Source organism: Bradyrhizobium sp. UFLA06-06 (assembly GCF_054820065.1).
Genome location: NZ_JADFUD010000085.1, coordinates 1 through 14136 on the forward strand (window position 1 = coordinate 1; position 14136 = coordinate 14136).

The 14136-nt window shown below is 65.9% G+C and carries 12 protein-coding genes; 8 read left to right on the forward strand and 4 right to left on the reverse strand.

Annotated elements, in window-relative coordinates:
- Positions 1–182: 182 nt before the first annotated feature.
- Complete coding sequence (gene glgA, locus IF803_RS38575) at positions 183–1610, reverse strand: glycogen synthase GlgA (RefSeq protein ID WP_461195754.1); 1428 nt, start codon at positions 1608–1610, stop codon at positions 183–185.
- A 153-nt stretch (positions 1611–1763) separates the two neighbouring features.
- Here glgA and IF803_RS38580 point away from each other — a divergent pair, with 153 nt between their 5' ends.
- From IF803_RS38580 to IF803_RS38615, 8 genes are all read left to right on the forward strand, one after another.
- Positions 1764–2993: a CaiB/BaiF CoA transferase family protein gene (locus tag IF803_RS38580; RefSeq protein ID WP_035630960.1), complete on the forward strand. Its 1230-nt coding sequence runs from the start codon at positions 1764–1766 to the stop codon at positions 2991–2993.
- Positions 2994–3299: 306 nt separating this feature from the next.
- Positions 3300–4775, forward strand: coding sequence for an ABC transporter substrate-binding protein (locus IF803_RS38585; protein ID WP_245288629.1), 1476 nt, complete (start codon positions 3300–3302; stop codon positions 4773–4775).
- A 6-nt stretch (positions 4776–4781) separates the two neighbouring features.
- Positions 4782–5732, forward strand: coding sequence for an ABC transporter permease (locus tag IF803_RS38590; protein WP_028338875.1), 951 nt, complete (start codon positions 4782–4784; stop codon positions 5730–5732).
- Positions 5719–6591 carry an ABC transporter permease gene (locus tag IF803_RS38595; protein ID WP_253609711.1) on the forward strand — a complete coding sequence of 291 codons (873 nt, stop codon included), beginning with the start codon at positions 5719–5721 and terminating at the stop codon, positions 6589–6591. Before IF803_RS38590 ends, IF803_RS38595 begins: the two co-directional genes overlap by 14 nt.
- The gene (locus IF803_RS38600; RefSeq protein WP_461195755.1) at positions 6588–7574 is read left to right on the forward strand and encodes an ABC transporter ATP-binding protein; all 987 of its coding nucleotides are present in this window, start codon (positions 6588–6590) and stop codon (positions 7572–7574) included. Before IF803_RS38595 ends, IF803_RS38600 begins: the two co-directional genes overlap by 4 nt.
- Positions 7571–8539 carry an ABC transporter ATP-binding protein gene (locus IF803_RS38605; RefSeq protein WP_461195756.1) on the forward strand — a complete coding sequence of 323 codons (969 nt, stop codon included), beginning with the start codon at positions 7571–7573 and terminating at the stop codon, positions 8537–8539. Before IF803_RS38600 ends, IF803_RS38605 begins: the two co-directional genes overlap by 4 nt.
- A gap of 84 nt (positions 8540–8623) precedes the next feature.
- Positions 8624–9694, forward strand: a complete 1071-nt coding sequence (locus IF803_RS38610; RefSeq protein ID WP_461195757.1) for an alcohol dehydrogenase — start codon at positions 8624–8626, stop codon at positions 9692–9694.
- A 113-nt stretch (positions 9695–9807) separates the two neighbouring features.
- Positions 9808–10890, forward strand: coding sequence for an isocitrate/isopropylmalate dehydrogenase family protein (locus IF803_RS38615; protein ID WP_461195758.1), 1083 nt, complete (start codon positions 9808–9810; stop codon positions 10888–10890).
- Positions 10891–10942: 52 nt separating this feature from the next.
- Here IF803_RS38615 and IF803_RS38620 read toward each other — a convergent pair whose 3' ends face one another.
- From IF803_RS38620 to IF803_RS38630, 3 genes are read right to left on the reverse strand one after another with little or no spacing between them, the layout of a single operon-like run.
- Positions 10943–12190, reverse strand: coding sequence for a hypothetical protein (locus IF803_RS38620; protein WP_461195759.1), 1248 nt, complete (start codon positions 12188–12190; stop codon positions 10943–10945).
- Between the two features lie 10 nt (positions 12191–12200).
- Positions 12201–12518, reverse strand: a complete 318-nt coding sequence (locus IF803_RS38625) for a hypothetical protein (RefSeq protein WP_461195760.1) — start codon at positions 12516–12518, stop codon at positions 12201–12203.
- Positions 12515–14122, reverse strand: coding sequence for an amino acid adenylation domain-containing protein (locus tag IF803_RS38630; protein ID WP_461195761.1), 1608 nt, complete (start codon positions 14120–14122; stop codon positions 12515–12517). Before IF803_RS38630 ends, IF803_RS38625 begins: the two co-directional genes overlap by 4 nt.
- Between the last annotated feature and the right edge of the window lie 14 nt (positions 14123–14136).

Here is a 14136-nt window from a genome sequence, read left to right on the forward strand (position 1 = left end):
ATGATGTTCCTCCATCGCAATCGCGTTTGGCCAAAAGTCATCATTCGCAATTTCACGCATGCGTCGTCGTCCAGCCGTGTGGCGACGTGATCGCCTGAAAGGTTCGGTGCAATGACCCGATTGTTACCGGGCCGGTGGGATCCCACAGCCGCCGGGCTTCACAAGCCCGCGAGGCGGGCCGCCTACGCCATCACGCGCGGCATGACCAGCCTTTTGTAGAGCGCACCATAGCAGGCGGCCGACAGGTCCCAGCTATAGGACTTGGCCATTGCGCTGGAGCGCATGGCGTTGAGCCGGTCCTTGGCGCGGTAGGCGTCGAAGGCGCGCCTGACGCCGCCGAGGAAGGATTCCGCCGACGGCTGCGCAAACAGGAAGCCGGTCTCGCCGTCGGCGATGGTTTCCGCAAGCCCGCCGGTCTGGTGGCCGATCGGCAGCGAGCCGAAGCGCTGCGCATACATCTGGCTGAGGCCGCAGGGCTCGAAGCGCGACGGCATCAAAGTGAAATCGCTGCCGGCGAAGATCCGGCGCGCCTGCCCATCGTTGAAGCCGATGATCACGCCGATTGCATCGGGCCGGCGGCGATGCGCGGCCACCAGCGCATCCTCGATGGCGGGCTCGCCGCTGCCGGTGACGACGATCTGTCCGCCGTCCCTGACGATCTCGTCGGCGGCGGACAGCACGAGGTCGACGCCCTTCTGATGCACGAGGCGTGCGACGAGGCCAAAGATCGGCCCGCGCGAGACCGCAAGCCCGAACTGACGACGGACATAGTCGGCGTTGGCCTGCTTGCCCTTCCAGTCGCCGGAGCCGAACGGCTGCGCGAGCTGCGCGCAGTGGCGCGGATCCCAGCTTTCGTCGATGCCGTTCAGGATGCCGGTTAGCTGGTCGGCGTCGGAGCGCACACGGAGCAGGCCTTCCAGGCCGCAGCCGAGCTCTGCGGTCGTGATCTCCCTGGCATAGGTCGCGCTGACCGTGGTCAGATGCGAGGCGTAGACGAGGCCGCCCTTGAGGAAGGAGAGCTTGTCGTAGAACTCCAGCCCGTCGATGTGGAACGAGCTTTCCGGTGCGCCGATCCGTCGCAGCGAGTCTTTCGGAAACAGGCCCTGATAGGCGAGATTGTGGATGGTCAGGATCGACGGAATCCGCGCGTTGCGCCAGGCGAGGTAGGCCGGTGTGAGCGCGGCCTGCCAATCGTTGGCGTGTACGAGGTCCGCTGCCCAATCCTTGTCCAGCATTCCGGCTGCAAGTTCGGCAGCGGCGGAGGCAAAGCGGCCGAAGCGGATGTCGTTGTCGGGCCAGTCGCGGCCGGACTCATCGCCATAGGGATTGCCCGGCCTCTCGTAGAGTTGCGGGCACAGCAGCACGTAGACCGGAAGTCCGTCCCTGGTCGACGCACGCCCGAGCGTGCAGGCCGGCATCTCGGCGAGCGCTCGGCATTGCCCAACGATTTCAATATGCGTGAACTGTTCGACTACATCCCGGTAGCCGGGGAGCATGATCCTGACGTCGCTCCACGGGCGGAGAGCCCGCGGAAGGGCAGCGGAAACGGCGGCGAGCCCGCCCACGCGGACGAAATCGTCCATCTCCGTCGTGACGAATAAGACCTTCAACAAGCGCCCTCGTTCCAGCCCGTGACAGGGCTATGCAAGATCGGGTCCAATCTGCCTTTGAGTAAAATGCAATACGGCCCGCGCTCCCGGTCTGGACGAGACGCTTTCCTGCCAGGGCGGCTCACTTTAGGGTCACGCGACGCCGAACAACCAATGACGAAGGTGGAGGAAGCCTTGCCGACGACCATAGCCGCTGACGATGAGGGGAATTTGACACGGAGCTTCGACGGCCTTCGCGTGCTCGATTTTTCGACCACGATCGCCGGACCTCATTGCACGCGGATGCTCGCCGACATGGGCGCGGAGGTGATCAAGATCGAGCCCACTGAGGGCGAGACGATGCGGACGCGGCCGCCGGTGCGCAACAATTGCTCGACGGCGTTCGGCCAGCTCAATATCGGCAAGAACAGCCTGGTGCTCGACCTGAAGTCGGCGGCCGGCGTCGAAGCCGTGCGCCGGCTGATCGCCACCGCCGACGTGCTGGTGGAGAATTTTCGTCCCGGCGTGATGCGGCGACTGAAGCTCGATTACGCCTCGGTCCGCGACATCAATCCGAAGCTGATCTTCTGCTCGATCTCCGGCTACGGCCAGACCGGCCCGTCGGCGGAATTGCCGGCCTATGCGCCGGTGATTCATGCCGCCTCGGGTTACGAGATGGCGCATCTCGCCTATCAGCCGGGACGCAGCCGGCCGGACTATTGCGGCATCTATCACGCCGATGTGCTGACCGGCGTTTACGCCTTCGGTGCGATCTCGGCGGCGCTCTACCAGCGCGCCGCCAGCGGCAAGGGCCAGCACATCGACGTCTCGATGCTGGAATCGATGCTGAGCCTGACCCTGAACGAGTTGCAATGGTCGCAATTCGAGGTGAAGCAAACCCAGCGCCCGATGTTCGGTCCGATCGAAACCACCGACGGCTACGTGATGGTGGCGATCGCCAGCGAGAAGACGTTCCAGAACCTTATGCAGGTGATCGGCCGTCCCGATTGGGTGTCCGATCCGCGCTTCGCCAAATATTCCGATCGGCGGGACAACTGGGCGGGCCTGATGGAGGGCGTCGAGGCGTGGTCGCGCTCGGTTAGCACGCAGGCCTGCCTTGCCGCGCTCAATGAATATGGCGTGCCGTCATCGGCCTATCGCACCGTGCGCGAGGCACTCGCCGATCCGCAGATCGCCCATCGCGGCGCGCTGGCCGAGGTTGCGGACGGCGGCGGCAGCTTCAAGGTGCTCAATCTGCCGTTCCGCATGTCCGGCGCGACGGTCGGTGCGCGCAAGCGCATGTCGACGCTCGGCGAGCACACACTGTCCTATCTGAAGGAGATCGGGCTCTCCGAGGATCAGATCGCAGGCTTCGCAGCGCAACCGGCGAAGACGGGTGCGTAGTTAGAGCATGATCCGGACCCGGAGGGCCGCGTTCGCGTAAAGTGGGTGCCGGTTTTCCGAAAGATCATGCTCAAACAAGTAGATCAGATCACGATGCGAGCTCGTGAGATCGCATCGTGATCGCCCTGCGGCTTTTCATCCGTATTACGGTCTTGTCGCGCGCGGCGATTCCGGACAATCTGCCGCCCAACAGACGACGATCCGGAACACCGGACGTCGCCCACCTGGGAGGGAGCATTGATGAAGCTGGTCGGGCGCGCGCGCGCAGTTGCGCGCATATTTCTTGTGGCGGGATTAGGTGCAGCGATGTCAGCCGCACCGGCCCATGCGCAGAAGCAGGGCGGCACGCTCACCGTCGGCCAGGAACTGGACATTCCGGGCTTCGACCCGCTCAAGGTCGGCGTCTACGACACGTCGGCCAACACCGCCGCGGCCGCGATCTTCGACACGCTGACGACGCTCGATGACAAGGGCGAGCCGAAGCCGAAGCTCGCGCTGTCATGGACCCATTCCGACGACTTCAAGACCTGGACCATCAAGCTGCGGCCCGGCGTCAAATTCCACGACGGCACGCCGTTCAATGCGCAGGCGGTGAAGGAGAACTTCGACCGCCAGAAGGACCCGGCCAACAAGTGCCGCTGCGCCTTCTACATCACGAGCATCATCAGTGTGCAGGCGGTCGATGACCTCACGGTGGTCTACAATTTCAGCGACCCGTCGGTGAACTTCCCGGCGACCCAGTCGATCCAGAGCTCCAACAACGTCATGCAGTCGCCGACCGCATGGAAGACCAAGGGCGACGACTACAACCGCAACCCGGTCGGCACCGGACCCTACATCCTGAAATCCTGGACCGCCGGCGATCGCATGCTGCTGGAGAGGAATCCGGACTACTGGGACAAGGGCAAGCCCTATCTCGATCGCATCATCTTGAAGCCGCTGCCGGATGCGCAGTCGCGCTTTGCCTCGCTGCAATCGGGAGAGGCCGACATCATCTGGGACGACGAGGCCGACGCCGACAACATTATCAAGGCGCGCAAGGACACCAGTCTAACCGTGCATACCTATCAAGGCTCGGGGGCTGCAGTCGCGGCCTTCAACACCAAGGTCCCGCCGTTCGACGACGTGCGCGTGCGCCAGGCGCTGGTGATGGCGCTCGACCGCACGAAGATGTCGCAAGCGATCACCAATGGCCTGGCGCGACCGGCCAGCAATCCCTATGGCGACGGCTCCTGGGTGAAGTGCAAGGATGACGGCGCGTTGCCCTACGATGTCGAAAAGGCCAAGGCGTTGATCAAGGATTACGGCAAGCCGGTCGAGTTCAAGATGCTGGTCACGGCGACGCCGCGCGGCCGCACCGGTGGTCAGGTGTTGCAGCAATTCTGGAAGCGCATCGGCGCCAATATGGAGATCGAGCAGGTCGATCAGGCGACCATTCCGCCGCGCGCTTTCATGCGCCAGTTCCAGCTGACGCCGTGGCGCATCGTCGATCTCGCAGATCCGGATCCGCAGATGTACGCCAATTTCCACACCGGCAGCCCGATTGCGCTGGCGAACTACTCCAATCCGGAGCTGGACCGGCTGCTGGAGCATGCGCGAACCACCGCCGACGTTGCCCAGCGTACCGAGGATTACTGCGCGATCAGCCGGCTGATCAACAAGGAGGCGATCTGGTTCTGGACCTTCCAGAACACCTACTACGCGATCTCGAGCGCGAAGGTGAAGGGGGTGCCGAAGATGTTCAACGGGGTGCTCGACGTCTCGTACGCCTGGAAGGAATAGCCTTTCATGCTGTTCTTCGTCGCGCGCAGGCTCCTGTACCTTGTACCGGTGCTGATCGCGGTCTCGGTGCTGACCTTCGTGATCGCCTCGCTGTTGCCTGGCGATCTGGCCTACGTGATCCTCGGCGACCAGGCGACGCCCGAGAACGTCGCGGCCCTGCGTCACGACATGGGGCTCGATCAGCCGATCTGGCTGCGCTATCTCGGCTGGCTGTGGCACATCCTGCAGGGTGATTTCGGACGGTCCTTCCGCACCGGACAGACCGTGTTGCAGGCCGTCAGCGAACGCATCCCGGTCTCGTTCGAGCTGATGATCCTGGCCGAGCTGATCGGGCTTGCGATCGGCGTGCCGCTCGCGATCGCCTGCGCGGCCAAGGCCGGCAGCGCGTTCGACCGCTTCATGACCGGCTCGGCGTTCGGCATGCTGTCGGTGCCGACCTTCCTGTCCGCGATCCTCTTGATCTATCTGTTTGCGGTCGAGCTGCGTCTGCTGCCGGCGACCGGCTATGTGCCGTTCACCGAGGACCCGGTCGCCAATCTGCGCTTCATGGTGCTGCCGGCGCTGACCCTCGGGCTTGCGGAATGGCCGGGCATCATGCGCGTGCTGCGCTCCGACATGATCGCAGCGCTGCAGGAGGACTATATCGCGCTCGCCAAGGCGAAGGGCCTCAAGCCGTCGCGCATCCTGTTCGTGCACGCGCTGAAGCCGTCGTCGCTGACGCTCGTCACCATCACCGGCATCAATATCGGCCGCCTGATCGGCGGCGCCGTCATCGTCGAGTCGATCTTCGCCTTGCCGGGGATCGGCCGCCTCCTGGTCGGCGCGATCTATACCCGCGATCTCATCATCCTGCAGGGCGTGGTGCTGCTGGTTGCCGCGGGCTTCGTGATCATGAACTTCGTCGTCGACATGCTCTACGCCCTTCTCGATCCGAGGATTCGCCATGGCCACGCTTGAGCTCAGCCTCGAGGAAGAGGCCGGTGCAACGCCGGTCCGGCGCCGCCGCGGACTCGGCATGCTGTTCTGGATCGCGATCGGCTGGATGGCGCTGGTGTTCGCGGTCGCGATCTTTGCCGACCTGCTGCCGCTGCCGAGCCCGACCGACATGGACATGCTGGAGCGGCGGGCGCCGATCTCGGCCGAGCATTGGCTCGGCACTGACGGTCTCGGCCGTGACGAGCTGTCGCGGCTGATCTATGGCGCGCGCATCTCGCTGATCGTCGGCCTCTGCGCACCGATGATCGGTGTCACGATCGGCGGCGCGCTCGGCATGCTCGCGGGCTATTTCCGCGGCCGGTTCGAATCCTTCGTGGTCGGCAGCATGGACGTGCTGCTGGCGTTCCCGCCGCTGATCCTGGCGCTTGCGGTCACCGCCTATCTCGGCCAGTCGATCTTCAATCTGACCTGCATCCTCGGCGTGCTCGGCATTCCCGCCTTCATGCGGGTGGCGCGGGCGGCGACCTTGTCGCTGGCGCGGCGCGAATTCGTCATCGCGGCGCAGGCGCTCGGCGCCACGCATGCGCGCATCCTGCTGCGCGAGCTGCTGCCCAATGTGATGCTGCCGCTGCTTGCCTTCTTTCTGCTTGGCGTCGCCGTCACCATCGTGGTCGAGGGATCGCTGTCGTTCCTCGGCCTCGGCGTGCCGCCGCCGATCTCGAGCTGGGGCAGCATGATCGGGGAGGGCCGTGAAAGCCTCGAGGTGGCGCCGCGGCTCGCCTTCATTCCGGCGATCGCGATGTTCCTGACTGTGCTTTCGTTCAACCTGATCGGCGATACGATGCGCGCGCTGACCGATCCCAGGCAGGGGGCGCTATGAGCCGGACGCTGCTCTCGGTCGAGAATGCGGTGGTCGACCTGCCGACGCCGCGCGGCAATCTGCGGGCGGTCGATCATGTTGATCTTGCCGTCGGCGCCGGCAGGACGCTCGGCATCGTCGGCGAGTCCGGGTGCGGCAAGACCATGCTGTCGCGCGCGATCCTGCAGCTGCTGCCCAAGAAGGCGAAACTGTCCGGCCGCGTGATGTTCGACGGGCAGGATCTGACAAGGCTTTCGGCGGAGAAATTGCGCAAGCTGCGCGGCCGCTCGCTCGCGGTCGTGTTCCAGGACCCGATGACCTCGCTCAATCCGGTGCTGACCATCGGCACCCAGCTGATCGAGACCATTGTGGAACATCTCGAGCTCGATCTGGCGCAGGCCCGGCAGCGCAGCATCGAACTGTTGGCGGCGGTCGGCATTCCCGCGCCCGAGCAGCGCCTGGCGCAATATCCGCACCAGCTCTCCGGCGGCATGCGCCAGCGCGTCGCGATCGCGGTGGCGCTGTCCTGCGAGCCGCAGCTCCTGATCGCGGACGAGCCGACCACCGCGCTCGACGTCACGATCCAGGCGCAGATCCTCGATCTCTTGGCGCGCGAGCAGCAGCGCCGTCACATGGCGATGATCATCATCACGCATGACCTCGGCGTGGTCGCCGGCCGCACCGACGAGGTCGCGGTGATGTATGCCGGGCGCGTCGTGGAACGCGCGCCGACGTCGGCATTGTTCAAGCAGATGCGGATGCCCTACACCGAGGCGTTGCTCGCCGCGCTGCCGAAGCTCGACGTCGCGCCGCATACGCCTCTGCCGGCGATCTCGGGACGGCCGCCCGACCCGACCCGGCCGCTCAAGGGTTGCTCGTTCTCGCCGCGCTGCCGCTACTCCGCGGAGCGCTGCGGCACGGAGAAGCCGCAGCTCAGCCGGGCGGAAACGCCGGAGCATCTCTACGCCTGCTTCCATCCGATCACCGCGGGGGTCGGCGCATGATGCTGCAGGCCGCACCCGATCCGCTGATGAAGGTGGAAAACCTCGTTGTCGAATATTCGGTGGGAGGCAAGACCATCCATGCCGTCTCCGATGTCAGTCTCGAGATCGCGCGCGGCGAGACACTGGGGCTGGTCGGCGAATCCGGCTGCGGCAAGTCCACGCTCGGCCGCGCCGTGCTGCAACTGCGCCAGGCCGTCTCCGGCAAGGTGCTGTTCGACGGGCACGATCTCACCACCCTGAAGGGCGAGGCGCTGCGCAAGATGCGCCGGCGCGTGCAGCTGATCTTCCAGGACCCGATTGCCTCGCTCAATCCGCGGCGGCGGATCGGCGACATCGTCGCCGAGCCGCTGGTGATCGCGGGCGTCAAGGATCCCGAGGAACGCCGGCGGCGCGTCAGCGACGTGCTGTCGGCGGTCGGCCTCGATCCGGCGCTGGTGAGCGGACGCCTGCCGCATGAATTCTCCGGCGGACAATGCCAGCGCATCTGCATCGCCCGCTCGCTGGTGCTCAATCCGGAATTCGTGATCTGCGACGAGCCGGTGTCCGCGCTCGATGTCTCGATCCGCGCTCAGATCCTCAATCTGCTGGAGGAGATGAAGGCGCGCTACGGCCTGACCCTGCTGTTCATCGCCCATGACCTCGCCGTGGTGAAGGCGGTCTCAGATCGTGTCGCGGTGATGTATCTCGGCCGGCTCTGCGAGGTCGGCCCGTCGGAGCAGTTGTTTGCACGGCCGGCGCATCCCTATACCGCGCTGCTGATCGAGGCGATCCCGGTGCCGGATCCGGATGTCCGCCCGACCCAAAGCGTGCCGGTCGGCGAGCCGCCGTCGCCGATCGCGCCGCCCTCCGGCTGCCGCTTCCGCACCCGCTGCCCGCGGGCCGACGCGCGCTGCGCCAGCGAAGTGCCGGAACTGCGCGTGGTTGCGCCGGGCCAGCTCGCGGCTTGCCATCATCCCCTGATCTGAATATCCGGAGGCCGACAGCGCGTTTGTCCCGGACGGGCAGGCGTGGCAAGGTCCGCCGCAAGAACAAGCTACCGGAGAACAGCGATGAAGAGTTTCCAGGTCGTCGATTTCAACGCCCCCTTGAAAGAGGTCGATCAGCCGACGCCGCAGCCGTCGGGCACGCAGGTGCTGATCAAGGTCAAGGCCGCCGGCGTCTGCCACAGCGATCTGCACATCTGGGAGGGCGGCTATGATCTCGGCCACGGCCGCAAGCCGCTGTCGCTGAAGGATCGCGGCGTCTCGCTGCCGCGCACGATGGGCCATGAGACGGTCGGCGAGATCGTTGCCTTCGGGCCCGACGTCAAGGACGTCGACAAGGGCGGCCTGAAGGTCGACGATGTCGCGCTGGCCTATCCCTGGCTCGGCTGCGGCAAGTGCCCGACCTGCCTCGGCGGCGACGAGAACATGTGCGCGATCAAGCCGAATGCGCTCGGCGTCTATTGCGACGGCGGCTACGCCGACCACATGACGGTGCCGCATCCGAAGTATCTGCTGAACCTCAAGGGGCTCGATCCCGTCACGGCCGCGCCTTACGCCTGCTCCGGCGTCACGACCTACAGCGCGCTGAAGAAGGTCGAGAAGGATCTCGACACGCCGATCGTGATCTTCGGCGCCGGCGGTCTTGGCCTGATGGCGCTCTCGCTGCTGAAGGCGATGGGCGGCAAGGGCGCGATCGTGGTCGATATCGACGCCAGGAAGCGCGAGGCGGCCGAAGCCGCCGGCGCGCTCGCGACCGTCGACGGCAAGGCGCCCGACGCGCTGGAACAGCTCGTCAAGAAGGCCGGCCAGCCGATCCGTGCCGCGATCGATCTGGTCGGCAACGCCCAGACCTCGCAGCTCGGCTTCGACTGCCTGACCAAGGGCGGCAAGCTCGTGATCGTCGGCCTGTTCGGCGGTGGCGCGCCCTGGGCGCTGCCGCTGATCCCGATCAAGGCGGTCACCATCCAGGGCAGCTATGTCGGCAATCTGCGCGAGACCCAGGAACTGCTCGACCTGGTGCGGGCCAAGAAGGTTCCGGCGATCCCGGTCACGCCGATGCCGCTGGCAAAGGCGAACGAGGCGCTGACCAATCTGCAGAAGGGCCAGCTGGTCGGCCGCGCGGTGCTGACGCCGTAGATCGAGTTGCCGTCATTCCGGGATGGTGCGTCAGCACCAGACCCGGAATCTCGAGATTCCGGGTTCGATGCTCCGCATCGCGCCGGAATGACTGTTGTGTTCCGGAGAATCCCATGTCCGCCAACGACGCACTCCACATCGCCGTCCTCGGTGGCGACGGCATTGGCCCCGAGGTGATGGCGCCGGCGCTCGACGTGCTGCGCAAGATCGAGGCGTCGGCCGGTCTCAAATTCCGCTTCACCGAGGCGCCGGCCGGCGCGGGCCATTACAAGGAAACCGGCAAGTCGATGCCGGAGAGCACGATCCGGCTGTGCGAGGAGGCCGACGCGATCCTGCTCGGCGCCTGCGGCCTGCCGTCGGTGCGCTACCCCGACAACACCGAGATCGCGCCGCAGATCGAATTGCGGATGATCTTCGATCTCTATGCCGGCGTGCGGCCCGCGCGATTGATCCCCGGTGTATCGAGCACGATCGTCGGCGCCGACCGGAAGGGCATCGACCTCGTCGTGATCCGGGAATCGACCGAGGGGCTGTTCGCCTCGATGGGCAAGGGCGTCGTCACCGACAGCGAGGCGCGCGAGACGATGGTGATCACGCGCCACACCTCCGAGCGGCTCTTCGAGTTTTCGTTCCGGCTCGCCGAACGCCGCAAGGCGCGCGGCAAGGTCAATGGCGGGCTGACCTGCGTCGACAAGGCGAACGTGTTCAAGGCCTTCGCATTCTTCCGGAACATCTTCGACGAGATTGCGAAGCGTCATCCCGACGTCAGGGCTGACCACCTCTACATCGATGCGACCGCGGCTGCGCTGGTGAAGCGTCCGTGGGACTTCGACGTCATGGTGACCGAGAACATGTTCGGCGACATCCTGTCCGATCTCACCGCCGGTCTGATCGGCGGCATGGGCATGGCGCCGTCAGCCGACATCGGTGACCGCTACGCGGTGTTTCAGCCATGTCATGGCACGGCGCCCGACATCATGGGGCAGGGCAAGGCCAATCCGACTGCGATGATCCTGTCGGCCGCGATGATGCTGGACTGGCTCGCCGACAAGCATGGACTCGAAAGCGCCACCGAAGCCGGAGAGCGGATCGAGCGCGCCGTCGACAAGGTCTACGCCGACGGCATCAAGCCGTTTGAGTTCGGCGGCAGCAACGGCACGACCGATGTCGCGAAGGCGGTGCTGGCGGCGCTTTGACGGTGACGAGACCGAGCCCGCCTCGTTCCGCCACGCCGGCCGACCGGAGTCGTCACGGCAGCAGCGTTGCGTCGCCGTCGAACGGGCCGGCGTACCAGGCGTTCTCGTCTTCGAGGGCGCGGGCCAAGGCCTCATCCGTTGTCTTGTAGATGAGCGGATCGGTCGGGTACGTCCTGACGTAAGGTTTCCATCTCATCAGGATCTGCCTGATATGTCCGGGCAGGCCAACCACCTCGAAGAGATGACCGCCCGAAGCGACTGCGTTCGCATAGGCCGCATCGAGCAGCGCCTCGGTCACATCAGGGTCGTCCTGCTCCACCAGGATGTCGGCGAGCATCGACCGTCGCAAACCGGTTTCGCGGTCGATCGCATGCAGCACGACGGCATACCCCGCCAAGCGCTGGAAACGATGGCAGCAGAGCACGGCAACCGTCGAACAGCTCCCCGGCAGCGTGAAGTGCCACCTGAGAGAGGCGGGACTTCGATCCGCCAGCAACCGAGGGACCTCGCCCAATTTGCGCCGCCACAGCGCTTCGAATTCATCCCCGATGTCGTTCACCTCGATTTCGGTTATTTTGCTGATCGGGAGGCCCTGTGGCCCGCGACACAGCGTATCCAGCCGCAGGGCCGACGAGGCAAGGAAGGCTCCAACGGCCTCCATTCCGCTCCCGAGGCCGAACTTCGCCGCGAGCACCCGCGCGAACTGATGCACATCCAGGATCCAGAACAGCACCTTGTCATAGTCGGGATGAGGCAACGGCCTCGCATGAAGGGCTTTTGACTGACTGACCACGGATGCGGTCGAATGCGTGATCACGAAGAGATCGATATCGCGCTGCCGGAAGAACGAAGCCAGCAGCGTGATGCAGCGCGTGCGGTACGCCGGCTCGATCACCAGGCCAGCGGCTGTCGCGGCGATCATCGCTCGGCCTTCGAACTGGTAGAGCATGGGAACGTTTCCCTGGTACCCGACAATCCCGTGCGCGGTCTCCAGCACCCACCCCATGCTGGGCTGCGATTTGGCGGCCGCCATCGCGGGATTTTGCCGCCAGAGCCGATCCCAGTTCTCCAGGCTGTCCTTCGCAAGTCCCCAGCGTTCCTTCAGCCTCGCAACGCTTTCGAAATCCGCGAACTGGACCTCCCGCTGCTTAGCCGGCGCCAACGCGATTCCGGAGAGCGGCGCCGGTTCGGCTTGAGCGGACGCGGGACGCCGCCGGCTTTTCAGGAGCCGGAGCAGGATGTCGGCGGCGTGATATTTGGAGCGCGTCTGAATTTGCGCCGGCGCGCGGGTCCCCGCCATCAATCCCTCCCTAGCCGAATGGCGGCGACGACCCGGTCGACTCGTTTCGCCACCGAGGCTGCGTCAATTGCTCGGACACGAACAGGCACAGGGGGCCGATCAGCGTCATCCGTTCGGGATCGAGATTCTCGAAATCGAGTTCCCTGTTGAAGTGCTCGCCCGCCGCCATCATCATCTCGACGAAGGCCAGTGAATCGAGCGCTCCCGACAGCAGCAGGTCGTAGTCGTCGGGAAGATCGCGCAGCGGACGCTGTCCGCGGTCCTGCAGCTTCCGGTTCAGGAAGGCGCCGAAGAACGAGCGGACGTCGTCAGGGGTCGGACCGTTCATTGACTGTCTCCCAAAACCGCCGGCATGGCCTTGCGGTCGTATTTGCCGTTGGCGTTGCGGGGCAGCCGGCTGCGGAGGTGCCATCGTCTGGGGACCATGTAGTCCGGCAGGCGGGCGGCGACCGCCTTGCGCAGCTCCTCGAGATCCAGCGGGCCGCCTTCGATGAGCACTTCGACGCTGCCGTAGCCGCTCGACGTGATCGGCCAACCGATCGCCACCACGCCGTCGACGCCCGAGGCCTCGCGCACCACCGCCTCGACCTCGCCGAGCTCGACCCTGTGCCCGAGGATCTTCACCTGGGAATCGATGCGGCCGAGATGGGTCAGGGGACCGTCGCCGGCCGGCCGGCGCACGCGGTCGCCGGTGCGGTAGAACACGTCCCTCCGTCCGGGCGGGGCGACGAAGGCCGCGGCGGTCTTCTCGGGATCCTTCCAGTAGCCGAGCGACATCTGCGGACCGCTCATCAACAGTTCGCCGTCTGCGCCCGGGGCGACCTCGTTCAGGTGCTCGTCGACGACGAGCACGTCCATTCCCGGGAACGGCGCGCCGATCGGCACGATGCCCATCTCCGATTCGGCCGGTGTCCGCTTCGGATCCCACCGGTAGCCGGTGCACGCGATGGTCAGCTCGGTGGGTCCGTAGACGTTCTCCACGACGCTGTTCGGCGCGGCCATCGCCCAGGCCTCGGCACAGCCGACGGGCAGCGGCTCGCCGCAGAACAGGCTCAGCCTGAGCGAGGGAAACCCTCCGGGCTTGAGCAGGCCGGACTGCTTCATCAGCGCGACCATCGAGGGCACCGAGAACCAGACCGTCAGGCCCTGCTCGCGGATGAACCGCCCCGGATTGATCAGCGTCTTCTGCGAGGGGCAGCACACGCAGGCGCCGCGTTCCCACGCCACGAACATGTCGGAAGCCGAGAGGTCGAACGTCATGTCGAACGTCTGCGAGACGACGTCCTGCTCCGTGATGGCGAAGCGCTTCGCGACATGATCGATATAGGAGACGACGTTGCGGTGCGCGACCATCACCCCTTTCGGGACCCCGGTGCTGCCCGACGTGAACAGCAGATAGGCGATCGCGTCCTCGCGCGCGTCCGGCTCGCGCCAACCGGCGTATGCTTCGAGGTCGGCGGCCCCGACGACGGCGTGGCGCGGCCATCGTTTGCGATAGGGGCGCGGATCCTCGAGGCCGGGCGCGATCACGAGCAGCGGTTCGCCGGAACCCTCTAGGAGCGCGTCAATCTGCGGCAGGGAGTCCGCGTCGACGATGATCGAGCGGCACTCCGAACGGACGAACATCGATCTGGTCCGCTCGACCGGGAAGGTGCGGTTCAGCGGCACGTAGCCGTTCCCGGCGAGGAGCGCTCCGAGCACGCCGGCGAAGGCCACCGTGCTGCGATGCGCGAACACGGCGGTCAGGGACGTGCGCGACTCCGTGCGATGGGCCTGGATGCAGGCCGCGATGCGGACGGCGGCCTCGCGAAGCTGCCGATACGACAGCGACGTGCCCTGCGCGACCACGGCAGGACGGTCGGGAAACAGCTGCGCCGCGCGCAGGAAGCCCGTCCACAACCCCCGTCGCGATCCGTCTGTGCGCAGCTCCATCGCGCGATCCTCGT